Origin of the sequence: Catonella massiliensis (genome assembly GCF_016651435.1) — a bacterium.
GTDB classification, from domain to species: Bacteria; Bacillota; Clostridia; order Lachnospirales; family Lachnospiraceae; genus Catonella; species Catonella massiliensis.
Map to the genome: position 1 here is coordinate 715459 of NZ_JAEPRJ010000001.1, position 25684 is coordinate 741142.

The window sequence follows — 25684 nt, forward strand, 5'->3', positions numbered from 1 at the left end:
TAAAATGATTCAGACAATTACACAGATGCAGAAATCCAAATACAGAAAGCTATTCGATGTATTTCTAATACTACTCGGAACCTTTTGTATGTCAGCACCGGTAAAGCTTATCTATGAGCCAATGAAGATGGTTATGGGAGGTTTTGGAGGCTTCGCTATAGTTATAAAGTACTTTGCACAGAACTTCGGACTGGATATCCCGGTATGGCTAAGTAATGCAGTGCTTAATGTACCGGTATTTATCATAGCTTTGATTGTACTTGGTAAAGACTTTGTGGCTAAGACACTGCTTGGTGCAGTTGCATTTGCCGCCTGGCTCTATGTAATTCCTACCTACAATTTGTGTGGTGGAGACTATTTCCTTGCAGTAGCACTCGGAGGCTTGCTTGACGGTGTAGGCATAGGACTTATCTTCCTTACCAACTCCACCAGTGGTGGTACTGATATGGTAAGTGCCATTGTCCACAAGTTCCTTAAACACTATTCGGTACCAAGTATTCTCTTTGTAGTAGACGGACTTATAGTCGTACTCGGTGCCTTTGTGCTTGGATTTAGAAATGCTATGTACGGTATTATCACTATCTATGTATTAACCAAGATTTCAGATACCATGCTTGAGGGTGTGAAGTTTGCTAAGCTTGTATATATAATATCAGACAAATATGACGAGATAGCAAAGCTTATAATGAGTGAGATGGACAGAGGTGTGACAGCTCTTTCTGCAAAGGGAATGTATACCAACAATGATAAAAATATGCTTTTTTGCGTAGTTGGCAAGAAAGAGATTGTAAAGCTTAAGGAAATCGCATCTATTACTGACCCTAAGGCCTTCATCATAGTAAGTGATGTAAGAGAAGCCTTTGGAGAGGGCTTTATAGAGTATTCACACAATAGTGCGGTTAAATAAAATCAAATCAAGACACCTGACTAAGGAGAGAAGATTATGGGATATGTATTGGGTATAGACCTGGGAACAAGTTCATTAAAAGGACTTTTGATGAATAAAAGCGGTAAAGTAGTGGCCTTTGCAGGCGCAGACTACTCTCTGCTTCATCCTAAGAAGGGCTACAGTGAGCAAAATGGTGAAGAGTGGATAAAGGCCTGTGAGACGGTATTTAGCAAACTTATTGAAAAGGTTTCTGACTTTCAGAAAGAGCTTGAAGGAATAGCTATATCAGGACAGATGCATGGCCTTGTTACCTTGGATGAGAAGTATAATACAGTGAGGCCTGCCATACTATGGAACGATACCCGTACTACAGCTCAGTGCGCAGAGATAATGGAAGATTTCGGAGAAAGACTTATAGAAATCACCAAAAACAAAGCACTTGAGGGATTTACCCTGCCGAAGATACTGTGGATGAAGGAAGAAGAACCGGGGCTTTGGGAAAAGACAGCCCATATTATGCTGCCAAAGGACTATCTTATCTTCAGGCTTACAGGAGAACTTGCAACCGACTATTCTGATGCAGCAGGAACTCTGCTCTTGGATGTGGCAGCAAAGAAATGGTCTGATGAAATCCTTGAGAAATACGGCATTGATGCAAAAATTCTTCCAAAGCTTTACAATTCGATTGACTGTGTTGGAAAAGTTAGTCCTGAATATAGAGAGAAATTCGGCTTTGAAAAAGAAATAAAGGTGATGGGAGGCGGTGCAGACAACGCCTGTGCCGCAGTAGGCTCAGGTATAACTGTAAGTGGACTCGGTATGGTAAGTATAGGTACCTCCGGTGTATTCCTGTCATACGAAGAAGAGGCTCACAGCCACTATAAGGGACAGCTTCACCTTTTTAACCACGGTATCCCGGATGCTTATTACTCGATGGGAGTGACACTGGCAGCAGGACATAGCCTTAACTGGTTCAAAGAGACCTTTGCTCCTAATGAAAGCTTTGAAGAGCTGCTTTCTGATATCCACAGTATACCGGCAGGCTCTGATGGCTTGCTTTTTGCCCCTTATATAGTAGGGGAGCGTACTCCTTATGCTGACAGCAAGGTAAGGGGAAGCTTTACAAGGATAGATACAACACATACCAGGAGCCATTTTGCAAGAGCGGTTCTTGAGGGAATAACCTTTTCTTTGAGGGACTCGAAAGAGCTTATGGCGGGGCTTACAGGAAGAAAATTTGACAAGATTCTATCTGTGGGAGGAGGCAGCAAGAATAAAGAGTGGCTGCAGATTCAGGCAGATATCTTTGATACTGAAATTATAACCCTTACCACAGAGCAGGGGCCGGGACTTGGGGCTGCCATGATGGCAGCAGTGGGCCTTGGCTGGTTTAACAATCTAAATGAATGTGCCGGGACCTTCGTGCATTACAAATCAGCCGCTCTTCCAAAGAGTGAGAATGTACGTAAGTATAATGAAGTATATGAAAGCTACAGGAAAATATATGAAGCAACAAAGGATTTGTAGATAATTAGAAAATTAAAGATAAAAGCTCAATGACAGTTATGAAGTAATTGTCATTGAGCTTTTTTGTCTGATAGGAAATCTTGGCGAAACTCCATATTAAATTAAATCTATACTTGGGACGCAATACGCAATATGTAAACGCCGCTAATGTCTAAGCCTCACCAAATAATGTCTGATTGAGTGCAGACTGGAGGTATTCCTGTCTTCCGCTTCCAGGCATCTTAGGAGCTCCCATTTTCTCAGCATAGTCTGAAAGCTCTTTAAGGCTTGTAGTATGAGAGCGGATTTTCTTACCTATTTCACTTTCAAAGCTTTCATAGCGCTCTTTTATAAAGTTCTCAAGAGTACCCTCTTCAATGAGCTTAGCTGCCTTTATAAGGCCTAAGGCAAAGCTGTCCATACCGAGTATGAAGCCGTAGAACATATCTTCATAGGTATAGCTTGGGCGGCGGTTCTTTGCATCAAAGTTAAATCCACCTGTAAGTCCACCGTTTTTAAGTACCTCATACATACACATTGTTGTATCATACACATCAAACGGGAATTCGTCGGTATCCCAGCCAAGCAATGTATCGCCCTGATTTGCATCAACACTTCCAAGCATACCGTTTATAGCAGATATACGAAGCTCATGCTGGAAGCTGTGTCCTGCAAGAGTGGCATGATTTGCTTCTATATTTAACTTAAAGTCTTTATCAAGGCCATAGCTTCTAAGGAAGCCTATCGCAGTAGCAGCATCAAAGTCGTACTGGTGCTTCATTGGTTCCTTTGGCTTAGGCTCTATGTAAAAGTCTCCCTTAAAGCCTATGCTGCGTCCGTACTCTACAGCCATCTTCATAAGGTTAGCTATATTTTCCTGTTCAAACTTAACATCTGTATTAAGTAAGGTTTCATATCCTTCTCTACCGCCCCAGAATACATAGCCGCGTCCTCCAAGCTTAACTGTAATATCAAGAGCCTTCTTTATCTGTGCTGCAGCGAAGCAGTATACATCAGCGCTGTTTGTAGAGCCTGCACCATTTACAAATCTTGGGTTACTAAACATATTGGCTGTTCCCCACAGGCATTTGATATCAGTTCCCTTCATTTTCTCCAGTATGTAGTCCGAAATCTCATCAAGGCGGGAATTTGTTTCCTTTATGTCTCCTGCTTCAGGGACAAGGTCAACATCATGGAAACAGAAATATCTGATGCCAAGCTTCTCCATAAACTCAAATCCGGCATCTACCTTAGCCTTTGCATGTGCCATAGTTCCATTTTCAGTACCAAAGTCCTTGTCTGCAGTACCCCTTCCAAACATATCAGCGCCAATAGCACAAAGATTGTGCCACCAAGCCATAGCAAAAGGAAGGTGCTCCTTCATAGGTTTTCCGAGTATTATTCTATCCGCGTCGTAGTAGCGGAAAGAAAGAGGATTCTTTGATTTTGGCCCCTCGTAGGCAATTTTAGGTATATTGTTAAATAATTCAGACATAGTACTTCCTCCTATAAAAAGTATTATTGTTTACTACAATAAGAATTATAAAGTTTGAATATCGAAAGCTTTTGACATTTATATCCTTTTAATGCGAATTGCAGTTAATCACCTTATAATTGGATTATAGACTCAAGTAGCACTATTTACAATTATTTTTATGCGATTTCAATACGACAATCTTGCGATTTCAATAAAAATTAAACTACATACAAGTTTGATTGTATTTAATTAAATTTAGCGTAATTGTTGAGTGAATGATGTGCTTTGTTTTTGTAAACTTAAAAATGGAGTAAAAATCACCTAAAAAATCCTCAAAAAATTGTGCAAATTTTCTATTCAGTGCGCACTTTTAATGTTTTTAGGACAAATGTAACAAAAAAAAGGTTTCGATTTTGTGTAAAAAAAGAATGGTTTAGTTGACTATAATAGTGTATTATGTATTCATAAATATTTGTTCACTATTATTACTTTACATAGATTGATTAAAATCTGGTAAAAAGTTTATAAGGGAGGAAGCTATGGCAAGTTTATCATTAAGAAACGTAACAAAGAAGTATCCAAACGGTTTTGAGGCTGTTAAAGAATTCAATCTTGAAATCGCAGACAAAGAGTTCATCATTTTCGTTGGACCATCAGGTTGTGGTAAGTCTACAACACTCCGTATGATTGCAGGTCTTGAAGAGATTTCAGGCGGAGATCTTTATATCGGAGATAAGAGAGTAAATGATGTTGAGCCTAAGGACAGGGATATCGCGATGGTATTCCAGAACTACGCTCTTTACCCACATATGTCAGTATTTGACAATATGGCATTCGGACTTAAGCTTAGAAAGACTCCAAAGGAAGAGATTAACAGACTCGTTAATGATGCTGCCAGAATCCTTGACCTTGAGAAGCTTCTTGACCGTAAGCCTGCAGCTCTTTCAGGTGGTCAGAGACAGCGTGTTGCTATGGGACGTGCTATCGTTCGTAATCCTAAGGTATTCCTTATGGATGAGCCTCTTTCAAACCTTGATGCTAAGCTTCGTGTACAGATGCGTATCGAGATTAGTAAGCTTCATCAGAGACTTGAAACAACTATCATCTACGTAACACACGATCAGACAGAGGCTATGACACTCGGTACAAGAATCGTAGTTATGAAGGATGGTTATATACAGCAGGTAGATACACCTCAGAACCTGTACGAGAAGCCTGTTAATAAGTTCGTTGCAGGATTCATCGGTTCTCCTGAGATGAACTTTATCGATGCTCTTGTTAAGAAAGAGGGCGATGCAGTTACTCTTGAATTCGCTGGATTTAAGATTAAGCTTCCTAACGAGAAAGCCAGAGTTCTTATTGAAAAGGGTTATGATGGAAAGACAGTTGAGTTTGGTATTCGTCCTGAGGATATCCATGATGAAGAAGTATTCATCAACAGCTCACCTGATACCACTTTTGATGCTACTATCAAAGTATATGAGCTTCTTGGTGCAGAAGTATTCCTTTACTTCCCTGTTGGTGACGTAGAGTTTACTGCAAGAGTTAATCCTCGTACTACTGCAAGAGTGGGAGATGCTGTTAAGTTTGCTCTTGACCTTTCTAAGATGCATATCTTTGACAAGGAATCAGGTCTTGCAATCGCATTCTAATTAGTAAAATAATAAAATAATTATGCCGGTCTCATTAGAAATTATTAATATGAGACCGGCTTTTCTTTACATTTTGACAAATAAATGGTAGAATTAAAGTTAGGTTATTCAAATTACTCACAAAATGAACTTTGAATAGCTGATTATGCCTGTAAAGGTTGGCATGTGGAACACTAAAAACAATAATATGCGGGGTGAACTAATGATATCAAATCAGATTTTACAGAGCACCATAGAAGGACTTAAGGGAATCACAAGAGTTGATCTCTGCGTGATGGATACCGAGGGAAAGAATCTTGCTTCTACTTTTGAAGGTGCAGAACAGTATGAGGAAGCAGTTCTTAATTTGGTGGAGTCACCTGCTGATAGCCAGGTGCTTTCCGGCAATCAGTTCTTCAAGGTTTTTGATGAACAGCAGCTTGAATACATTATCATTGCAAGAGGTGACAATGATGATGTGTATATGGTGGGGAAGATTGCAGGATTCCAGATTCAGAATCTTATTGTCGCCTATAAAGAAAGGTATGATAAAGATAACTTTATCAAGAATCTTTTACTTGACAACCTTCTTTTGGTTGACATCTATAACAGGTCAAAGAAGCTTCACATAGATATTGAAGCAAGGCGTATTGTATTCCTTATTGAGACTAAGATAGAGAAGGATTCAAATGCACTTGAGACAGTGAGAAGCCTCTTTACGGGAACAACAAAGGATTTTATTACAGCTGTTGATGAAAAAGATATAATTGTGGTTAAGGAGCTTGAACCGGAAGAAGATTATGCCGACATGGATAAGGTAGCAAAGACTATGCTCGATATGCTAAATGCAGAGGCAATGTCTTCGGTAAACATTTCTTATGGTACTATAGTTCCTGAGATTAAAGATGTATCACGTTCTTATAAAGAAGCCAAGATGGCACTTGATGTTGGCAAGATTTTCTATGCTGACCTCAATATAGTAGGTTACAATACACTTGGAATAGGAAGACTTATATATCAGTTACCTATGCCTCTTTGCAAGATGTTTATTAGAGAAATATTTGAAGGTAAGTCTCCTGATGAGTTTGATGATGAGACACTTTCAACCATCAATAAATTCTTTGAAAACAGCTTGAATGTTTCTGAGACATCCAGACAGCTTTATATTCATCGTAATACCTTGGTATACCGCTTGGATAAGCTTCAGAAAATGACTAATCTTGATATAAGAGTGTTTGATGATGCTATTACATTTAAGATTGCGCTTATGGTAGTTAAGTACATGAAATATATGGAGAATCAAGAATTCTAATGGCTAAAAATAGTAGAAGAAAAAGACTTTCAGAGAATAAGAGATTATTCTCTGAAAGTTCTTATAAGTATAAGAATCCTGATGAAGACGTTCCTGCCATTATGCTTGTGAATGTCACAAAGGATTATTCATCAAAGAACAACGGTGAAACAAATTCACTTAAAGAGGTTAATATCACCATTAAAAAAGGTGAATTTGTTTTTGTAATCGGAGACAGCGGTGCAGGTAAATCAACCCTATTAAAACTCCTTATGAGGGAAATAAGCCCAACAAAGGGGAAGGTGTATGTAAACGGCAAGAATCTAAAGAGGCTAAAGCATAATCAGGTAGCAAAGCACAGGCGGAATGTCGGGATGGTATTTCAGGACTTCAGACTCTTAAAAGACAGATCTGTGTATGAAAATGTTGCCTTTGCCATGCAAATAGTAGAAAAGGAGCCTAAGGTCATAAAAGAGACCGTTCCTAAGATGCTTGATATAGTCGGTCTGGCTGATAAGGAAAAGGCATTTCCAAGGGAACTTTCGGGTGGTGAGCAACAGAGAGTGGCTCTTGCCAGAGCCTTGGTTAATGAACCTATCATGATTCTTGCAGATGAGCCTACCGGTAACCTAGACCCAAAGAATTCCTGGGAGATTATGAATCTGCTTGAAGAGGTTAATAAAAACGGAACTACCGTTGTAGTAGTTACTCACAATATTGAAATTGTGAAACTGATGAATAAAAGAGTAATTGAATTAAAAAATGGCGAAGTAGCCGGTGATTGGATAAACGGTGTAAATGATGAAAATTCGAACTTTAGTTAATAGTTTTAGGGAGGGGTTAAAGGGTATTCGCAGAAACAGAATGTTTTCTTTAGCATCTGTGGGTACCATAGCCGCCTGCCTATTTCTTTTTGGCTTATTTTTCTTTATTGTAACCAATGTAGAAAACATAATGAAATCTGCGGAGGGAGGCGTAGGGATTACGGTCTTTTTTGAAGACGGCATATCAGATGCCAAAAAGAAAGAAATAGGGGCTAAGATAGAGGCTAGGAAGGAAGTAAGGGAAGTTAAGTATGTATCAGCTGATGAGGCTTGGAGACGGTACAAAGAGACTTCGCTAAAGCCTGAGCTTGTGGAAACTTTTGGTAATGACAACCCGCTTGCAGGAAGTGATTCCTATACTGTATTTGTGAAAAAAATTGAGAATCAGGCGGAGATAGTTAATTATATAAGTTTTCTTGATGGAGTGAGGAAGGTCAACAGCAGTGGCAGCACGGTTTCCGGATTTACTGCCATTAATTCTCTTGTTGGAATTATATCGGTAACTATCATTGGACTTCTTCTCTCGGTCGCTATTTTTCTTATAAGTACGACTATAGCCATGGGTATATCAGTAAGAAAAGAAGAAATCTTCATTATGAGGATGGTAGGTGCTACGGATTTCTTTATAAGCGCTCCATTTATAATTGAAGGTGTAATCATGGGTGTTGTAGGTGCGGCATTGCCGCTTATTCTGCTTTACTTCATCTATGAAAGGGCAGTTGATGTACTTACTGAGAGGTTCAATGCCCTCGTTAACGTACTTGTCTTCATTGATATTAAAGAGGAGTTTGCGGTACTTGTACCGCTTGCACTTGCAATTGGTGTGGGTATAGGCTTTGTAGGAAGTTTCTTTACAGTAAGGAGGCATATAGATGTCTAAGAAGAAGGTAATTTTATTCTCACTGATTTTTGCACTTACTGCTTCCTTTGGTGGGAATATTGCCACTCCTATGGCCGATACTATTAAGGAACAGAAGGCTCAGAAGAAAAAGCTTGAGAAAAAGAGGGCAAAAGAAGCTGAGAAGATAGAGAAATTAAAAGCACAGAAAGTCGAGATTGAAGATGCCATAAAGAAGTTGGATGAAAAGAAGGAAGTTATAGAATTAAATATATCCGATTATAATACAAAGATTGACAAGATGGAAAAGACCATAGCCAAGGTAGAAGTCGAGATAAAGGCGGCCGAAAAGGTCGAAAAAGACCAGTACGATATAATGAAGAAAAGAATCAGATATATGTATGAAAACGGAGAATCTGATTATCTTGATATTATTCTGGGTGCTAAGTCTGTTGAAGACCTTCTTAACCAGGGTGAGTATATGGCAAAGATATCCGACTATGACAACACTCTTCTTGACAGATACAAAGAGGCTAAGAGGATAGCTAAGGAAAAGAAGGTAGAGAAAGAGGAAAAGCTTGCAGAACTTAATATGACACTATCCGAACTTGAAGTAAAGAAGGCTGAGAATGAAAGGCTTGCAGAGGCAAAGGGAGTTCAGATAGAAAAGTTTGCGGCCCTCATAAAGGAAGCAGGAAATAAAGTAAGTGAATATGACCTTGAAATAGGTAAAAAAGAGCAGTACATAGACAAGCTTATTGCAGCTGCTGAGAAAGCTGACAGAGAGAGAAGGGAAAGAGAGGCAAGAGAAGCAGCCGCAAGGCTAGCCAATCAGTCTAATCAAACCGGACAGATTGTAACCGGCAAGGCATCTGCATCCGGTATGATATGGCCTATGCCTTACAGCACACGTATTACTTCCGGTTTTGGATACAGGAGTGAGGTAATGTTTGGCTCAGGTACCTTCCACAATGGGATTGATATAGCGGTAAATGCAGGAACGCCTATCATCGCTGCCAAAGCAGGCAGGGTAATAGGAGCGGGATACCATTATTCTATGGGAAATCACGTTATTATTGACCACGGAGGAGGGGTATATACTGTTTATATGCATGCTTCAAAGCTTCTTGTGTCTGTAGGACAGGAGGTTAGCAGAGGAGAAACTATAGCGCTTGTTGGTAGCACAGGTATGTCTACGGGACCACATCTTCACTTTAGTGTAAAGATAAACGGAGCTTATGTGAATCCTCTTAAATATGTATCACCGTAATGTTTGGCTTATGTAATGGAGATGACGGATGAAAGATAATAAAAAGTTTTTTTTAGGCGTATTTATTGGAATGATTGTGATGGTGTTGTTAGCTGTGGGATTGGTAGACCTCGCGTTTCAAAACCGTAATGTAAGAATGCTGCTCTTTGATACGGTAAAGAAGATGTCGACCATTTCTTCTGAGGAGACTGAATCAGAAAAGCCGGGTAATGTCTCAGGAGCAGCCATTGATTGGAACAAGGTTACTGATAAAGAGGAAGAAATATACAATACCATCGATGATTATTATCTTAATGGAATAGATAACGACAAAATGAAGGATGGAATCTACAAGGGCATGGTTGACAGCCTTGGAGACCCATATACAGTATATTACAATTCTGAAGAATACAAGCAGTTTACATCCTCTTCAAGCGGTACCTACAGCGGCATAGGAGTAGCAGTCAGCCAGAATGTGACCACAGGTGCCATCACCATAGTGAAGACCTTTAAGAAGGGTTCCGGCGAAAAGGAAGGGATGAAACCTGGAGATGTTATCTACAAGGTAGAGGGAAAGAAGATTGAAGGTCTTGAGCTCTCCAAAGTAGTGTCTATGATAAAGGGAGAGGAAGGTACCTTTGTAAAGGTAACGGTATTAAGAGATGGTAAGGAAATCGAGTTTAACCTGGAAAGAAAGAAGCTTGAGGTAGACACCGTTAATTACAGAATGGAAGAAAGAAGTGGCAAGAAGATAGGCTATATATCTGTTTCTGAATTTGACGAGGTTACGGCTTCACAGTTTAAGAACGCGATATCTGAGCTTAACAAAGAAGGGATGGAAGGGCTTGTCATTGACCTTAGAGACAATCCTGGTGGACTTCTTGATGTGACCTGTGAAATGCTTGACAGGATGATAAAGAAGGGACTTCTTGTGTATACTGTTGATAAAAACGGCAAAAGGGTAGATGAAGACGCCACGGACAGCGACAGCTTCGATAAGCCGGTAGCCATCCTTGTAAATGGGAATTCTGCTTCTGCTTCAGAAGTATTCTCAGGAGCCATGAAGGACTACAAGGCGGCTACTTTAGTTGGCACAAGGACCTTTGGTAAGGGAATAGTTCAGTCCATTGTTCCTTTTGGAGACGGTACAGCCATGAAGGTAACAGTATCAAAGTACTACACACCAAATGGTGTAAACATCCACGGAACAGGCATTGAGCCTGATGTTGTTGTTGAGCTTAGTAAAGATGCGACCAAAAACGGAAAGTACGATAGAAAATATGATAACCAGCTTAATAAGGCTCTCGATGTGGTTGTAGATAAGTTAAAGAAATAAAGAAAAAAATGTAATTTGCTTTCCCATATCAAGTAGTGTATAATGGTTATTGTAACTAGTTAAACTAAAAAGGAGGTTTGTTATGTCAGTAGAAGATAAGCTTGATCAGGCTAAGGGTGCTGTAAAAGAAGGCTTTGGTAAATTAGTAGGGGATGCAAAAACAGAAGCAGAAGGTGCGGCTGAGAAAGCAGCATCAAAGGTTAAAGAAGTAGCAGAGAATGCTTCTGAGAATGTTAAAGAAGTAGCAGAGAATGCTAAAGGTGCAGTAGAGGGTGCTATTGATGGCGTTAAGAATATTTTTGGCAAGGATAAAGAATAATCAAAAACAAACTTTTGGTTCTTATCTGTGCTAATTAAGGGTTTTAAGTAGATATAACAAAGTTTTTTGATGGTGCCTAGAATAATTGTTTTGTTTTAGGCACCATTTATAATGAATGAAGCCAAGCAAATCCTGCCTTTGGGTATGAAAATCTAAGGGTAGGATTTTTTTATGTGATGGGAAATTTCTTCGAAATTCTATATCAGATAAGACTCTCTCAGATAAAATTATACAAAAAAAGCACATGAACTTCATACGGAATTCATACCGTTGTGATAGAATAGCTTCATAAAGAAAGAGGAGAGATGATATGGCGGAAATATTATTCTTGGAAGATGAAGTAACCATAAGAGAAGTGATTGCGGAATATATGAATGTAGCCGGGCATAAGGTGACAGAGTGCTGCAGTGGAGATGAGGCTGTGGAGAGACTTAAAGAAAAGAGTTTTGATTTGGCTGTCCTTGATATCAAGGTTCCTGGGATGAGTGGTCTAAAGGTGCTTGAATACATAAGGGCTGAGCTTAAGTCTGACATGGGAGTCATTATGCTGACAGCTTATGAAGACATAAATACTCAGGTTGAAGCCTTTAACTTCTTTGCAGATGACTATATAACCAAGCCTGCCTCACCCATTATTCTCCTTAAAAGGATAGATGTGCTGCTTAGAAGAATAAAAAGTGAGAGCAGTATGAAAGAAACTTCACTTGTCATTGATGATAAGTCCTACAGGGCTTATTTTGAAGGAAAAGACCTGAGCCTTACAGTAAGTGAATTCCTACTCCTAAAGACACTTCACGACTTACCTAATCAGGTTTTATCAAGAGAACAGTTAATACTAAGTATCTTTAATGAGGATTACATAGGAAATGACAGGATAATAGATGCTCATGTAAAGAATTTGAGAAAGAAACTCCCTGTTAATGTCATAGATACTGTCATAGGTGTAGGATACAGATGGAAGGAGGATTAAATGAAGCTTTCAAATAAAAACTTATTATACAGCATAGTTTTGGCCACTGCTGTAGGAGTATTCATCATAGGATATCTCCTGCTTATGCTGCCTTCTCTTTATACTTCATATAAAAAAGAGGCTAATTATGATGACTTTAAGAAGTCCTTTGTCAGCTTCATAGAAAGTGAAGGAAATTCTTCAAAGGGTATTCCTACTAAAAGTATTGGGATAAAGATACCGATAGACGGCTATATTATAGAGCTTTCCAACAATTCTATGAAGGGAAGGATAGAAATTAAAGACAAAGACTTAAGAAAGATGCTAGATAAGCTAAAGGAAGGCTTTAAGAATATAGGTGCGGGAAATGATAAAAATAAGATAGAAGACTATGGGAAAGATTTTGAAAAGATAATTGAAAAGTTCAAGGATAAGTTTGATAAAGATAGTTTCGCTGGGAATGATATAATGAAGGTTGACCTTGAGTACAACAACAATTCCACTGATTTTTCAGAAGAAAACGCAAAGTTTAACAGCCTTGGAGAATCATCCTTCATTGTTGAAAGCAGTGTTAGGGATGAGTTGAATAAGATAGATTATACTACATTTTTAGGGGTAAACAAGGGAGCAAAATACTATCTGCTTGAGATGGCTGCGGCAGTTTCACCTTCAGTCACAGATATTATACCTGTTATATTTAGCCTGCTTCCCGTAATCATTCCTGTACTCCTTCTCCTTATCTTCATAACCTCAGGCCTTTATTCCAAAAACATAGTAAAGCCTATTTCCCTGCTTTTGCAGGATGCTGACAACAGGAGGGGAAGCAGGGGATATATAGAGCCTATAGCTGTAAAAGGAAATGATGAAATAGCGGGGCTTGCCAACTCGCTCAATCTTTTGTATAAATCTCAGGAAGAAGCATATGATAAGCTTAACAAAGAGGGCGAAAGAAAAGAGGTGTTTATGAGGGCATTTTCGCATCAGCTTAAAACGCCGGTGACAGCGGCCACTCTGCTTACTGATGGCATGATAGAGAATTTCGGGAAATTTTCAGATAGGGATAAGTATTTGCCTGAAGTTAAGAAGCAGCTTATCGTGATTAGACAGATGACTGATGAGATACTAAGGATTAATCATATAGCGGACAACATCACACCGGTAAATGTAGCTGTAGAAGAAATGGCGAATCAGGCTCTAAACTCAGTACGGACTATGACAGAAGTTAAGAATATAAAGACAAGCTGTGTGGGAGAGGCTGAATGGTACCTTGATCCTAATATTCTGGAGCAGATTCTTGCAAATCTAATTGGAAATGCAGCTAAATATACCGAAGAAGCGGGAGAGATTTGTATTTTGATTTCAAATGAAAGAATAGAAGTTACGAATCAGCCGGCTCATATAGATGAGGATATCAAAGATTCGTTATTTGAAGCCTTTGTGACAGGGGGAAAGAGTGAGGCAGGCCATGGTCTTGGACTCTATGTGGCAAAGTATTTTGCAGAACTTTCAGGCTTCATTTTAACCTGTGAAAACACAGGAGATAAGGTTGCTTTTACCATAAAAAGAAAGGAAGAGCCGTTATGTTAACATTAGACAGAGTGAAAGTGAGTTTTAAGGATAAGGTTGCCCTTGACCTTGGACGAACCATAGAGATAGCTGATAATGATAGAGTTGGGGTTATCGGAAGCAATGGAGCAGGAAAAACAACCCTTATAAAGAGTATACTTGGCATAGTTAATTATCAGGGAAGCATAAAAAGGGGGATAGAGGCAGACAAGATAGCTGTTCATATGCAGCAGAATGAATACATAGATACTGTTCCTCTAAGAATTATTCTGGAAATGCTGATAGGAGGGCGTATAAAGAACAACAAGAAGATTCTTGAAATGATAGAATTCTTTGAATTTGAACCCTGTCTTAATAAAAGGTGGAAGCAGTTATCGGGAGGACAAAAACAGAGATTCACCCTGATTTTGGTGATGTGTTCAGAAAGTCCTATCACCCTACTTGACGAGGTGACCTCAGGTCTTGACTTTGAGACCAGACAGAAGCTGATGAAGAAGTTGGTACAGTGGTATAAGGAAAGAAATACAACCCTGCTTGTGACTTCTCATTATTATGAAGAACTTGAGCATCTGGTGAATAAAATCCTTTATCTTGACAAGGGGAAGGTGATTGACTTTGGCAATAAAGATGACTTGTTTAGAAAATACTGTGGAAAGGCAGTCATCCTCTGTGAAGAAAACAATGCTACAAAAGAAATCGCAAAAAATCACAGGCAGATAGTAGCCCCTGAAGGAATGATAGCCCTTAGATGTGATGAAGCAGAGGATGAAATTGTAATCACAGAAGCTCTTAGTAGTGTGAATGTAAACTACAGAAGGAGCAACAATGATATAGAACTAATGACGATTAACGCTAAGGCTGTGTATTATAGAGGAGGAAAAAGATGAAAAAATCGATGTTTTATCTGGTGAAATATGAGGTTCTAAGCAACCTGTACAATGGCTATTCCTTCTTTTTTGGAGCAATCTTTCCTATCTTCCTTATGGTAATCATATCAAAGGGAGCCTTAAATGACGTTCCGAGTAAATTAAAACCCGAACTGACCGCGGGCCTCTTAATAGGTATGTCGATGATAATTCCACTTTCCACTATGTTTATTGGCTATGCAGCCACATTTTCAAATGAGCTTGAAAAGGATGTCCCTGTGAGGCTCAGTCTTTTCGGGATGTCGGGAACAAGGCTGTTTATGGGTAAGCTGATAGCTAACTATGTGTTCTTAACTTTTTGTTTTGCTTTATATCTTGTAGGAACTCTATGTTTTGTCACGATTGCCTCTCCAAAACCTATGGCTGTGTTTATCTGGATTGCAGCCATCTACCTGATGTCAGGATTTTGCATTGCCCTTGCACATGGAATAGCAAATATAATCAGAAGATTTGGAATTACCTACGCTTTGGTTATGGCTATATATTTTACCATTATGGCTCTGGGAGGCATGATGGGAATAAAGCTTAAAGACCTTCCTTTGGAGCTTCAAAATATAAGCAAACTATTCCCGTTCACTCATTTTAGTAACGGATACATAGATTTCTGGATGGGAAGAGATTATAACTTCGCCCCTCTTATTCACTCTCTTATCTTCTTCGCAACAATAAGTATAGGAGTGATGATAATTTCATTCAAGGTGAGGGGGAGAGCAGAGAGCTAATTATATTTTTATAAATTTGAAGGCTTTAAAATTACTCCGGCTTGTTATACAATAGAATAAAATAAACCGGAAAGGTGATATGTTATGAAAGAAAATTGGAAATTTAGTGAACTCGAATATGTACGCCCTGATTTTGAACAGGTGAAAGAGAACTTGAAGTCATATATTAAAAAGGGAAGGGAGGCAGATAGCTTCACAGCTGCCTTGTCTGCATATACTGAGTCAGAAAATGAAATCAATCATCTTATGATGATGTATACCCTTGTCTATATCAGACATACTCTTGATACCTCAGATAAGTTCTATGAAGAGGAGCACGAAGTGTTTAACGCACAGTTCCCTACCTTTGGGCCGATAAGCGTTGAAAGTGGAGAAGCATTAAATGAAAGCAAGTACAGAGCTGATTTTGAAACCAAATTTGGCAAGCAGTTCTTTACAAGTATAGAGCTTGAAAAGAAGCGTTTTTCAGAGAAAAATATCCCTCTTTTGCAGGAAGAGGCTAAGCTCACGAGCGAATATCAGAAGATGATGGCTTCCTGTAAGATTAAGTTTGACGGAAAAGAGCTTAATCTCTACGGAATACAAAAGTACTTCGAGCATGAGGACAGAGAGATAAGGAAAGCCGCATATAAGGCATATTCTGACTTTTATCACAGTAATGAAAAGCGTCTTGAAGAGATATGGGATGAACTTATTAAGCTAAGAAATGAGATGGGAAGGAATCTTGGCTTTGAGAACTTTATTCCTCTAGGCTACCTCAGACAGAGCAGAACTGATTATGGTCAGAAAGAAGTAGCTTCTTTTAGAAGACAGGTAGAAAGCTATCTTGTACCGCTATGTACGGAGCTTTATAAGGCTCAGGCAAAGCGTATAGGGGTAGACCCTCTTTATGTATACGATGAGAAGATGACCTTTGTGGATGGTAATGCTGTACCTGCGGGCGATGACGACTTTATGATGGAAGAAGCTAAGAAGATGTATCACGAGCTAAGCCCTGAAACAGCTGAATTCATCGACTTTATGATGGAGCACGAGCTCTTAGACCTTAAGAATAAGCCTAATAAAGCATCCACAGGCTATATGACAAGCCTTGCACCTCTTAAGGCTCCATTTGTGTTCTCCTGCTTTAACGGAACCATATTTGACATGCAGGTTCTTACACACGAGCTGGGGCATGCTTTTGCAGGCTATATGGCTATGAGAAACCAGCCTATATCAGAGTATTACTCAGAGTCTACAGACATAGCGGAAATCCATTCCATGAGTATGGAGCAGTTTGCTTATCCTTATGCGGAGAGATTTTTTGGAAAGGATGCAGATAAGTACCGTTTCCAGCATTTACAGGATGCCATTACCTTCGTGCCTTTTGGAGTTGCTGTAGATGAGTTCCAGCATATCTGCTATGAGAAGCCTGAGCTTACGCCTAAGGAAAGAACATATGAGTGGCACAAGCTTGAAGAAAAGTACATGCCTTGGAGAAAATATGATGAGGCTGATGAGTTTATGAAGAGAGGCGGTTATTGGTATCATAAGCTTCATATCATCCAGCATCCTATGTATTATATAAACTATACCCTTACTACTATGGGAGCGATGGAGTTTAAGAAGAAATACGCTGAGAATAAGGAAAAAGCTTGGGAAGACTATCTTAAGCTTTGCAAGGTAGGAGGAAGCCTTAGCTATCTTGAAACCCTTAAATACGCTAATGTATCAAGTCCTTTTGAAGCAGGCTCAGTAGAGAAGTCCTGTTCATATGCAAAGGAGATTTTGGAAGAGACCATTAAGTCAGGTAAGTGGGATTAAGCCCAAGCAGTTTGAAGCTGTAATGTACTGATAGGAGAAGACATTGAATAAAGTCAATTATCAAAAACTTTTAGATGAAAAAATAGAAGAGTTTACTAAAGAGGGCAGGGTTCCTGCCCTCTTTCTCCACGCCTGCTGTGCACCCTGCAGCAGTTATACTTTGGAGTATTTGAGTAAGTATTTTAATATTACGATTTATTTTTACAATCCTAATATTGACACTAAAGAGGAGTATGAAACCCGCATACAGGAGCTAGGCAGGCTGATAGAAGAGATGCCTCTTGAACATGAGGTAAAACTTGTAAGTGGAGCATATGAGCCTGAGAAGTTTTATGAAATAGCCAAGGGTAAAGAGGATTTGCCTGAGGGCGGTGCAAGATGCTACCGTTGCTATGAACTACGTATGGAGGAAGCGGCAAGGGCAGCTAAGGAGTACGGAGCGGATTATTATACCACCACTCTTTCCATAAGCCCTCATAAGAATGCAGACTGGCTCAACTCACTTGGAGAAAGATTTGGAGAGAAATACGATATTCCTTATCTTTATTCGGATTTTAAGAAAAAGGGCGGATATCACAGGTCGGTACAGCTCTCTAGAGAATATGGGCTTTACAGACAGGACTATTGTGGCTGTGTTTACTCAAAAGAAGAAGCAGAAAGAAGAAATGAAGGTAGGGCAAATTGATGACCTACCTTTTGTTTGTCTTCATATTGATGAAAATATAAGAAATGAAACGAAATGCAATAATAGCCACTGTTAGAGCCAAAGGGAGAGGACGTAGAGCTGCAATCTTGATTGGAAGCTTGTAGAGGAAGCCGTAGCAAAGAACCAGATGGAGCAGTATTCCTGCGGTAAAGGTAAACTTCAGTACGGTTAATTCAATTATGTCGTTATCGCTTTCTTTCTTTGGCTTATACTTACTTTTAAGGTTGGATAAAAGCAGCCAGTGGAGGGCATTGTAGAATATAAGGGTGAAGGCTGCGGCAGGGTTATAATTTCCCCAAAAAAGCAACACAAGGAATATTATAAAAAAGCTGATATTTATCAGATTTCTTGTTAGCTTGAGGCTTTTATACAGGGCAAGTGTGCTTTTATCTTCCATAAGTTGTTCCCCTTTGATTTTACTTTATATCCGCATTATACAACATTATCCGTCTTGATTCAAATTTTCACAAATTCATTTAAAGAATATACTTAAATTTCTACTATCTTTTTTTGTTATAAGAGGGTATAATAGTTAAGTGTGACCTAAAATTAAGAAATGATAATAATTAGTGTAAAATAGATTGTCGGGTTAGGAAAGGAGTCTTGTTTATGTTGGGTAGTGATATCGGAATTGACTTAGGAACAGCAAGTGTATTGGTTTACATAAAGGGTAAGGGAGTTGTACTTAAAGAGCCTTCAGTTGTGGCTATAGACAGAGATACCAAGAAGGTAAAGGCTATAGGTGAGGAAGCAAGGTTCATGCTTGGTAGGACTCCGGGCAATATTATGGCTATAAGACCTCTCAGACAGGGTGTTATATCCGATTATGATGTGACAGAGAAGATGATGAAGTATTTCATCCAGAAGGCGGGTGGCAAGAGATTTTTCAGAAAGCCTAGAATAAGTGTATGTATCCCTTCAGCTGCGACAGAAGTTGAGAAGCGTGCGGTTGAGGAGGCTACTTATAATGCAGGTGCAAGAGAAGTTGCCATTATAGAAGAGCCTATTGCAGCAGCTATTGGAGCGGGTATTGACATATCAAAGCCTTGTGGCAATATGATAGTTGATATCGGCGGTGGTACAAGTGATGTAGCAGTTATTTCGCTTGGAGGCTCTGTTGTAAGTGCATCAGTAAAAATTGCGGGAGACGACTTTGACGATGCTATTATCAAATATATGCGTAAGAAGCACAGCCTTCTCATTGGTGAGATGACTGCGGAAGAGATAAAGATAAAGATTGGTTCTGCATTTAAGCGTCCTGAGCTTGTTACCCTCGATGTAAGGGGAAGAAACCTGCTTACAGGACTTCCAAATACAATTACGGTTACCTCTGATGAGACTCTTGAAGCCTTAGAGCTACCTTGCAAGCAGATTGTGGATTCTGTACATCAGGTGCTTGAGAAGACTCCACCTGAACTTGCAGCAGATATCGCAGACAGAGGAATAGTGCTTACGGGAGGCGGTGCCCTGCTTTGGGGTATGGAGCAGCTCCTTGAGGCTAAAACAGGTATAAATACTGTGACTGCTGAGAATCCTATGAACTGTGTAGCTATTGGTACAGGAAAGTTTGTAGAATTTTTAAGTAATACAACAGGATTTAAAGAATAATAAGGGTTAAGAAATAGTTTCATATTGCCGATATATCCATGTGAAGAAAATTTATCCGATTTATGGAGGAACTTAAATGCTAAGAAGCCTTTATACAGCCTACACCGGCATGATTAATGAACAAAGAAGAATGGATATAATGACCAACAATCTTGCGAATGCAACAACTGCTGGATATAAGATGGAGAGTTCTTCAAGTCAGTCATTTGATAAGGTTTTGGGTATAAAAATCAGGGATGTATCGGAAGCTTACAACGACCACGCTATAGGAAAGATGAGCCTTGGAGTAAAGATTGGTGAAGTGTTTACCGACTACTCACAGGGAGCGCTTAGAGAGACAGCAGGAAAATATGACCTTGCACTTTCGGGGGAAGGTTTCTTTGCAGTCAGATATGTGGATAAGAACGGCAACGAATCAACTAAGTATACCAGAGATGGCAACTTCAGACTTACAAAAGACGGTCATGTAACAGATGTGTATGGCAATCAGCTTAGGACTGAGAGCGGCGTATTACAGGTTCCGCTTGATTCTGAAGATATTTCAATAGGTGTAGACGGAACGGTTTCAGTGAATAATCAGGTTATAGACAAGGTAAAAGTGGTTGATTTTGAAAACTACGATTACATAGAAAAATTTGGTGATAACCTTTATCAGACTGTAGCAGGAGCTACGGAGAAAGAAGCTGAGGCACAGGTCTTACAGGGATATATAGAGCAGTCCAATGTAAACTCAGTTCGTGAGATGGTTAATCTGATAACTATAACTAGAGCGTATGAAGCCGGGCAGAAGATGATTCAGAGTTCAGATTCAATTATGGATAGCGCAGTTAACTCTGTAGGTAGAGTTAGTTAAGTAAGAGGAGACTATTATGCTTAGATCTTTATGGAGTGCTGCATCAGGAATGATGGCACAGCAGGTAAACTTAGATACTATTTCCAATAACATAGCCAATATAAATACAACAGGATTTAAGACTCAGAGTATGGAGTTTAAGTCTTTGCTGTATCAACAGATTAAAACAAAGTCAACTGACAGTGAGGGTAATCCTAAGCCTATCGGAGTTCAGGTAGGGCTTGGTGTGCGTAATGCATCCGTTACTGCCAAGTTCACACAGGGTGCAGCCCTTGATACAGGAGAGAAATACGACCTCTTCATTCAGGGAAACGGTTTTTTTGCAGTTAAAATAGCAGGAAAGACTGCCTACACCAGAAACGGTCACTTTAACCTCTCAGCAGTATCTGACGGATGGGAGCTTACCAATACAGACGGCAATCCTGTTCTTAGTACAGCGGGTACCCCTATTAAAATAGACAGCAAGGCTGACCCAAATGCAATAAGCGTTGATTTAAGTGGTAATGTACTATATAGAGTGGATGATAAAGAGGCAAATACTACAAAATATGAGAACCTGGGTAAGATAGCTCTCTTTCAGTTCAACAATCCTGCCGGACTTAACAGAAGCGGTGGCAGCCTTTACTACGTAACTCCTGCTTCAGGCGAGGCAAGAAGCGAAGATACAGATAAAGGACTTAACAAAAGCCTTATAAAGACAGGTTATCTTGAGGGTTCTAATGTATCTGCTGCTGATGAGATGGTAAATATGATAGTTACCCAGCGTGCTTACCAGCTTAACTCTAAGGCAATCACAGCATCTGACGAGATGCTCGAGCAGGCTAACAATCTTAGGAGGTAAGAATGGATTTCCTTTCTATAAATAATAACTATTACAACGGACTTATGGAAAATACAGCCACAGGCATGACCACTAAGAAGCTTACTGATTCAGTTAAAAAGGCGGAAAGCACTACTGATGATGAAGAACTTATGAAGGCCTGCAAGTCCTTTGAAGCTTATATGGTTGAGCAGGTTATGGCTAAGATGGAAGAGATTTCACATATAGACGGAGCTGACTCGGAAAACGACAATGAGTATATGTCAATGTTTAAGGACAGCTTCATCAAAGATAAGGCAGAATTGCTTACCGAGAATACTGATTTAGGCATAGCAAAGATGCTTTATGAGTCAATGAAGAGAAATACTACATCTGCGGTTGCGGATGAGAGTATTGCCGAAAAATAAATATATTAAAATTAACGCCTGCATACGGTTAATACTGTATGCAGGCTTGTTCACTGTAGGAGATTGTGGCATTGGAAAAAGAAACTATTAATGGGTTTGTGGAAAAGGTTGTATATAGGAACGCTGAAAATGGCTACACTGTGGTAAATATAAGTGTAGAAGGTGATGATGTAGTGTGTACAGGCTACTTTTCGGATATAACTGAGGGGGATCAGATTATAGCGGAGGGAAGCTTTGTTGAGCATAAGCAATACGGTATTCAGTTTACTGTGACATCTTATGAGATAAAGGAGCCTGAGACCTCTGTAGCCATGGAAAAATACCTTGGCTCAGGCATTATTAAGGGGGTAGGACCTGCCCTCTCTGCGAAAATAGTTAAAAAGTTCGGGGATGAAACCTTTAATATCATTGAGAGAGAACCTGAGAGACTGGCTGAAATCAAGGGAATTACAGAGAAAAAAGCCATTGAAATAGGGAGTCAGTTTGAAGAAAAGAAAGAATTTCGTAATGCTATGATTTTTCTTAATCAATACGGGGTTTCCAATGCCCTTGCTATGAAGATATACAAGGAATACGGCATTAAGGTAATGAAGATAGTGCGAGAGAATCCATACAGACTTGCAGATGACATAGCTGGAGTTGGCTTTAAGACGGCAGATGAGATAGCACTTAGGATGGGATTTTCACCAGAATCATCCATGAGGATGAAGGCCGGCATTTCCTTTGCCCTTAGTATGGCAGCATCTAACGGACATACCTATCTTTTGTATGAGGACTTATATGAAGAATCAAAAAGGCTTTTGGGTATATCAGAGGTTGAATTTGAAAATGATATATACGAGCTTACAATAGAGAGAAAGATAGTATTAAAGGAAGTAAAAGGGGAGAGAAGAGTCTATAATAATAACCTTTACTATATGGAGCTTACAGTTGCCAGAAAGCTCCTAGACTTAAATGCCAAGAGTGAAAATAATTATAAGGTTATGGAGGCTAAGGTAAGGGAGGTTGAGGCAAAGACCGGGATTAAGCTTGGAGACCTGCAGAGAAAGGCTGTATATGAGGCTGTAGAAAGCGGACTGGTTATAATTACAGGAGGACCGGGAACCGGCAAGACTACTACCATCAATGCAATAATCAAGCTTTTTGAGATGCAGAATATGGAAATACTTCTTGCTGCGCCTACAGGAAGAGCAGCCAAAAGGATGACTGAAACCACAGGAATGGAAGCACAGACCATTCACAGGCTTTTGGAGCTAAATGGCAATCCTGAAGAGGGTGGCTCTATGCGCTTTGAGAGAAATGAGTTAAATCCTCTTGAAGCTGATGTGATAATAATAGACGAGATGTCAATGGTAGATATCTATCTTATGTATTCTTTACTTAAGGCGATAACTGTTGGTACCAGACTCATTCTTGTTGGAGATGTCAACCAGCTTCCAAGCGTGGGACCGGGAAAGGTCTTAAAGGATATAATTAGTTCTGAAAAGTTCAATGTAGTGAGGCTAAGTGAAATCTTCAGACAGGCTGCAGAAAGTGATATCATCACCAACGCACATAAGATAAATGCAGGACAGAGCATAAGGCTTGACAACAAAAGCAAGGATTTCTTTATGCTTAGTATGAGCAGCTCTATCCAAATACAAAGGGCTTTGGTAAGCCTTATTGCAGAGAAGCTTCCTCCTTATGTTGATGCCACTAAGTATGATATTCAGGTGCTTACACCATCAAGAAAGGGTGAGCTAGGAGTAGAAAATCTAAACAAAATTCTACAGCAATACATTAATCCACCTGCACCTGGTAAAAGGGAGAAACAGTGGGGAGAAGTGATTTTTCGTGAAAATGACAAGGTGATGCAGATAAAAAATGACTATCAGATGGAATGGAAGATAGTTACTAAAAAAGGGCTTACCATCAAGGAAGGAAGTGGAGTATTTAACGGAGACTGTGGAATCATAAGGGAAATAAACGAGTTTGCGGGCACTGTTACCGTTGAATTTGATGAGGGCAAGCTTGTGGAATACACGGGTGCAACCCTTGAGGAGCTGGAGCTTGCATACGCAATCACCATACACAAGTCGCAGGGAAGTGAGTATCCTGCAGTGATTATTCCACTTCTTAACGCACCTAAACCCTTACTTAACAGAAATCTTTTGTATACAGCTGTTACAAGAGCGAGAAAATGTGTTACAATTGTAGGCAGTGAAAACTCTGTTAACGAAATGATTCAAAATGAAAGTGAGATGAAAAGAAATTCCGGACTGGTTGACAGTATCATAGAAATGGAGGAAGCCGACAATGTATACATTTAAGAGTACTGTAAGATTCAGTGAAACAGATAAGGATAACAAACTGTCCATATCTCAGTTGATAAGCTATTTTCAGGATTGTTCTAATTTTCACAGCAATAGCATAGGCTTATATAAGGATAAATTAATCGGCTTACACAGAGCCTGGTTTCTTACTTCATGGCAGATTGTTATAAACAGGAGGCCAAGGATAGATGAGAATATAGAGATTGAAACAAGAGCTTATGATATAAAGGGTTTCTACGGACTCAGGAATTTCATCATATACGATGAAAATAAAGAAGTATGCGCTTACGCCAATTCAGTTTGGTTTTATGTAGACACAATCAAGGGTAAGCCTGTAAAATATGAACAGGCAGAAGGAACCGGATTTGAGATAGATGAAGAGTTCCCTATGGAAAAGGCTGATAGGAAGATAACCATACCATCCTTAGCAAGCAGGGAAATAAAGGGTGATTCCTTTAAGGTCAGAGAGTCTCATCTGGATTCAAATATTCATATGAACAACAGGGAGTATGTAAGAATGGCTCTTGACTTCCTTCCTGAGAGGTTTGATGTGGATGAAATCAAACAGATAAGGGTAGAATACAAAAAGGCTGCAGTGCTTGATGAGGTGGTACTTACGACTTATTACTATGATGATGGTGGCAAAAAAGTATATGCTTCACTCGACAGTGAGGATGGGGAAACTTTTGCAAAGGTAGAATTTGAGCTTAGATAGAGAGGGGAGATAATGAGATTAGGTTATACGCAGACACTGGTGGCGGTTAAAAAAACTGACTTCGGCTTATTTTTGACAGACATTGAGAAAAAAGATGATAAGAACAGAGCTCTGGAAGATGAGGTTCTCCTTCCGAAGAATCAGGTGACTGAGGATATGAGGGTTGGCTCGGAGATTGAGGTATTTCTGTATAAAGATTCTGAAGACAGGATGATAGCCACAAGGCTTGTGCCTTATATAAAAATAGGCGAAATAAAGAAGCTAAAGGTAAAGGAAGTAAATAAAATAGGTGCCTTTCTTGACTGGGGGCTGCCTAAGGATTTGCTTCTTCCGTTTAAGGAGCAGATTTATGATATAAAGTCAGGAGATGAGATACTTGTAACGGTGTACATTGACCTTAGCGACAGGCTTTGTGCAACCATGGACCTTTATTCAAGACTCTCTCTCTTACCTCCTTATCAAAAGGATGATATGGTAAAGGGAACAGTTTATCAGGTGCATGAGCAGTTTGGAGCCTATGTTGCGGTAGACAACAAGTATTCTGCTCTTGTTCCTAAAAAGGAGCTGCACCGTGAGCTAAAGCCGGGTGATGAGATAGAGGCGAGAGTGCTTGAGGTAAAAGAGGATGGAAAGCTTGACCTTTCCCTCAGGCAGAAAGCTTATGTACAGATGGATGCAGACTCCGCACTCATACTTGATAAACTAAAGCAGGCTGGTGGAAGCCTCCCTTATCAGGATAAGAGCAGTGCAGATGAGATAAAGGAGGAATTCAACCTAAGCAAGGCGGCATTTAAGAGAGCGATTGGAAGACTCTATAAAGAGAGAGTGATTGTAATTGAAAAAGATGGTATAAGATTAGTGTAATTCTTATTGACAAGCATTAATGATTGTGGCATAAATTATTTATACAAAGTATTTTGATTTAAGAAGGAGAGTA

At 39.5% G+C, this 25684-nt stretch carries 24 protein-coding genes; 22 read left to right on the forward strand and 2 right to left on the reverse strand.

The window, feature by feature from the left end; genetic code table 11:
* Positions 1 to 4: 4 nt before the first annotated feature.
* On the forward strand, positions 5 to 907 hold the full coding sequence (locus JJN12_RS03100) for a YitT family protein (RefSeq protein WP_236013669.1): 903 nt from the start codon (positions 5 to 7) through the stop codon (positions 905 to 907).
* A gap of 36 nt (positions 908 to 943) precedes the next feature.
* Complete coding sequence (xylB, locus tag JJN12_RS03105) at positions 944 to 2416, forward strand: xylulokinase (RefSeq protein WP_208428327.1); 1473 nt, start codon at positions 944 to 946, stop codon at positions 2414 to 2416.
* A gap of 151 nt (positions 2417 to 2567) precedes the next feature.
* On the opposite strand, the gene xylA is transcribed toward xylB, so the two are convergent.
* Complete coding sequence (xylA, locus tag JJN12_RS03110) at positions 2568 to 3890, reverse strand: xylose isomerase (protein ID WP_208428328.1); 1323 nt, start codon at positions 3888 to 3890, stop codon at positions 2568 to 2570.
* Between the two features lie 521 nt (positions 3891 to 4411).
* Here xylA and JJN12_RS03115 point away from each other — a divergent pair.
* The 13 genes from JJN12_RS03115 (at position 4412) to JJN12_RS03175 (ending at position 18011) form a co-directional block, all read left to right on the forward strand.
* Positions 4412 to 5524, forward strand: coding sequence for an ABC transporter ATP-binding protein (locus JJN12_RS03115; protein WP_208428329.1), 1113 nt, complete (start codon positions 4412 to 4414; stop codon positions 5522 to 5524).
* Between the two features lie 202 nt (positions 5525 to 5726).
* Positions 5727 to 6815, forward strand: coding sequence for a PucR family transcriptional regulator (locus JJN12_RS03120; RefSeq protein WP_208428330.1), 1089 nt, complete (start codon positions 5727 to 5729; stop codon positions 6813 to 6815).
* Positions 6816 to 6916: 101 nt separating this feature from the next.
* Positions 6917 to 7618 (forward strand): cell division ATP-binding protein FtsE, encoded by a 702-nt coding sequence (ftsE, locus tag JJN12_RS03125; RefSeq protein WP_208430298.1) that lies wholly within the window; start codon positions 6917 to 6919, stop codon positions 7616 to 7618.
* 40 nt (positions 7619 to 7658) lie between these two features.
* Entirely contained in the window at positions 7659 to 8498 is an 840-nt protein-coding gene (locus JJN12_RS03130; protein WP_236013671.1) for a permease-like cell division protein FtsX, read from the forward strand.
* Complete coding sequence (locus JJN12_RS03135) at positions 8491 to 9726, forward strand: murein hydrolase activator EnvC family protein (RefSeq protein ID WP_208428331.1); 1236 nt, start codon at positions 8491 to 8493, stop codon at positions 9724 to 9726. The genes JJN12_RS03130 and JJN12_RS03135 overlap by 8 nt, the downstream gene beginning before the upstream one ends.
* Before the next feature lie 28 nt (positions 9727 to 9754).
* Positions 9755 to 11041, forward strand: a complete 1287-nt coding sequence (locus tag JJN12_RS03140; RefSeq protein ID WP_208428332.1) for a S41 family peptidase — start codon at positions 9755 to 9757, stop codon at positions 11039 to 11041.
* A gap of 82 nt (positions 11042 to 11123) precedes the next feature.
* Positions 11124 to 11360, forward strand: coding sequence for a CsbD family protein (locus tag JJN12_RS03145; protein ID WP_208428333.1), 237 nt, complete (start codon positions 11124 to 11126; stop codon positions 11358 to 11360).
* Between the two features lie 310 nt (positions 11361 to 11670).
* Positions 11671 to 12330 carry a response regulator transcription factor gene (locus tag JJN12_RS03150; RefSeq protein WP_208428334.1) on the forward strand — a complete coding sequence of 220 codons (660 nt, stop codon included), beginning with the start codon at positions 11671 to 11673 and terminating at the stop codon, positions 12328 to 12330.
* Positions 12331 to 13896 (forward strand): sensor histidine kinase, encoded by a 1566-nt coding sequence (locus JJN12_RS03155; protein ID WP_208428335.1) that lies wholly within the window; start codon positions 12331 to 12333, stop codon positions 13894 to 13896.
* Positions 13890 to 14762 carry an ATP-binding cassette domain-containing protein gene (locus JJN12_RS03160; RefSeq protein ID WP_208428336.1) on the forward strand — a complete coding sequence of 291 codons (873 nt, stop codon included), beginning with the start codon at positions 13890 to 13892 and terminating at the stop codon, positions 14760 to 14762. Before JJN12_RS03155 ends, JJN12_RS03160 begins: the two co-directional genes overlap by 7 nt.
* Complete coding sequence (locus JJN12_RS03165; RefSeq protein ID WP_208428337.1) at positions 14759 to 15523, forward strand: ABC transporter permease; 765 nt, start codon at positions 14759 to 14761, stop codon at positions 15521 to 15523. The genes JJN12_RS03160 and JJN12_RS03165 overlap by 4 nt, the downstream gene beginning before the upstream one ends.
* 84 nt (positions 15524 to 15607) lie before the next feature.
* On the forward strand, positions 15608 to 17326 hold the full coding sequence (locus JJN12_RS03170) for a M3 family oligoendopeptidase (protein WP_208428338.1): 1719 nt from the start codon (positions 15608 to 15610) through the stop codon (positions 17324 to 17326).
* A 43-nt stretch (positions 17327 to 17369) separates the two neighbouring features.
* Positions 17370 to 18011, forward strand: a complete 642-nt coding sequence (locus tag JJN12_RS03175) for an epoxyqueuosine reductase QueH (protein ID WP_208428339.1) — start codon at positions 17370 to 17372, stop codon at positions 18009 to 18011.
* 4 nt (positions 18012 to 18015) lie between these two features.
* On the opposite strand, the gene JJN12_RS03180 is transcribed toward JJN12_RS03175, so the two are convergent.
* A complete protein-coding gene (locus JJN12_RS03180) occupies positions 18016 to 18429 on the reverse strand; it encodes a hypothetical protein (RefSeq protein WP_208428340.1) in 414 nt (137 codons plus the stop codon).
* 212 nt (positions 18430 to 18641) lie between these two features.
* Here JJN12_RS03180 and mreB point away from each other — a divergent pair, with 212 nt between their 5' ends.
* From mreB to JJN12_RS03215, 7 genes are all read left to right on the forward strand, one after another.
* Positions 18642 to 19640 carry a rod shape-determining protein MreB gene (gene mreB, locus JJN12_RS03185; RefSeq protein WP_208428341.1) on the forward strand — a complete coding sequence of 333 codons (999 nt, stop codon included), beginning with the start codon at positions 18642 to 18644 and terminating at the stop codon, positions 19638 to 19640.
* Between the two features lie 76 nt (positions 19641 to 19716).
* The gene (locus JJN12_RS03190; RefSeq protein ID WP_208428342.1) at positions 19717 to 20493 is read left to right on the forward strand and encodes a flagellar hook-basal body protein; all 777 of its coding nucleotides are present in this window, start codon (positions 19717 to 19719) and stop codon (positions 20491 to 20493) included.
* 16 nt (positions 20494 to 20509) lie between these two features.
* Complete coding sequence (locus JJN12_RS03195) at positions 20510 to 21334, forward strand: flagellar hook-basal body protein (RefSeq protein WP_208428343.1); 825 nt, start codon at positions 20510 to 20512, stop codon at positions 21332 to 21334.
* 2 nt (positions 21335 to 21336) lie between these two features.
* Entirely contained in the window at positions 21337 to 21720 is a 384-nt protein-coding gene (locus tag JJN12_RS03200; protein WP_208428344.1) for a hypothetical protein, read from the forward strand.
* Positions 21721 to 21791: 71 nt separating this feature from the next.
* Complete coding sequence (recD2, locus tag JJN12_RS03205; RefSeq protein WP_208428345.1) at positions 21792 to 24029, forward strand: SF1B family DNA helicase RecD2; 2238 nt, start codon at positions 21792 to 21794, stop codon at positions 24027 to 24029.
* On the forward strand, positions 24016 to 24747 hold the full coding sequence (locus JJN12_RS03210; RefSeq protein ID WP_208428346.1) for an acyl-[acyl-carrier-protein] thioesterase: 732 nt from the start codon (positions 24016 to 24018) through the stop codon (positions 24745 to 24747). Before recD2 ends, JJN12_RS03210 begins: the two co-directional genes overlap by 14 nt.
* A 12-nt stretch (positions 24748 to 24759) precedes the next feature.
* Complete coding sequence (locus tag JJN12_RS03215; RefSeq protein ID WP_208428347.1) at positions 24760 to 25611, forward strand: CvfB family protein; 852 nt, start codon at positions 24760 to 24762, stop codon at positions 25609 to 25611.
* Positions 25612 to 25684 lie beyond the last annotated feature (73 nt).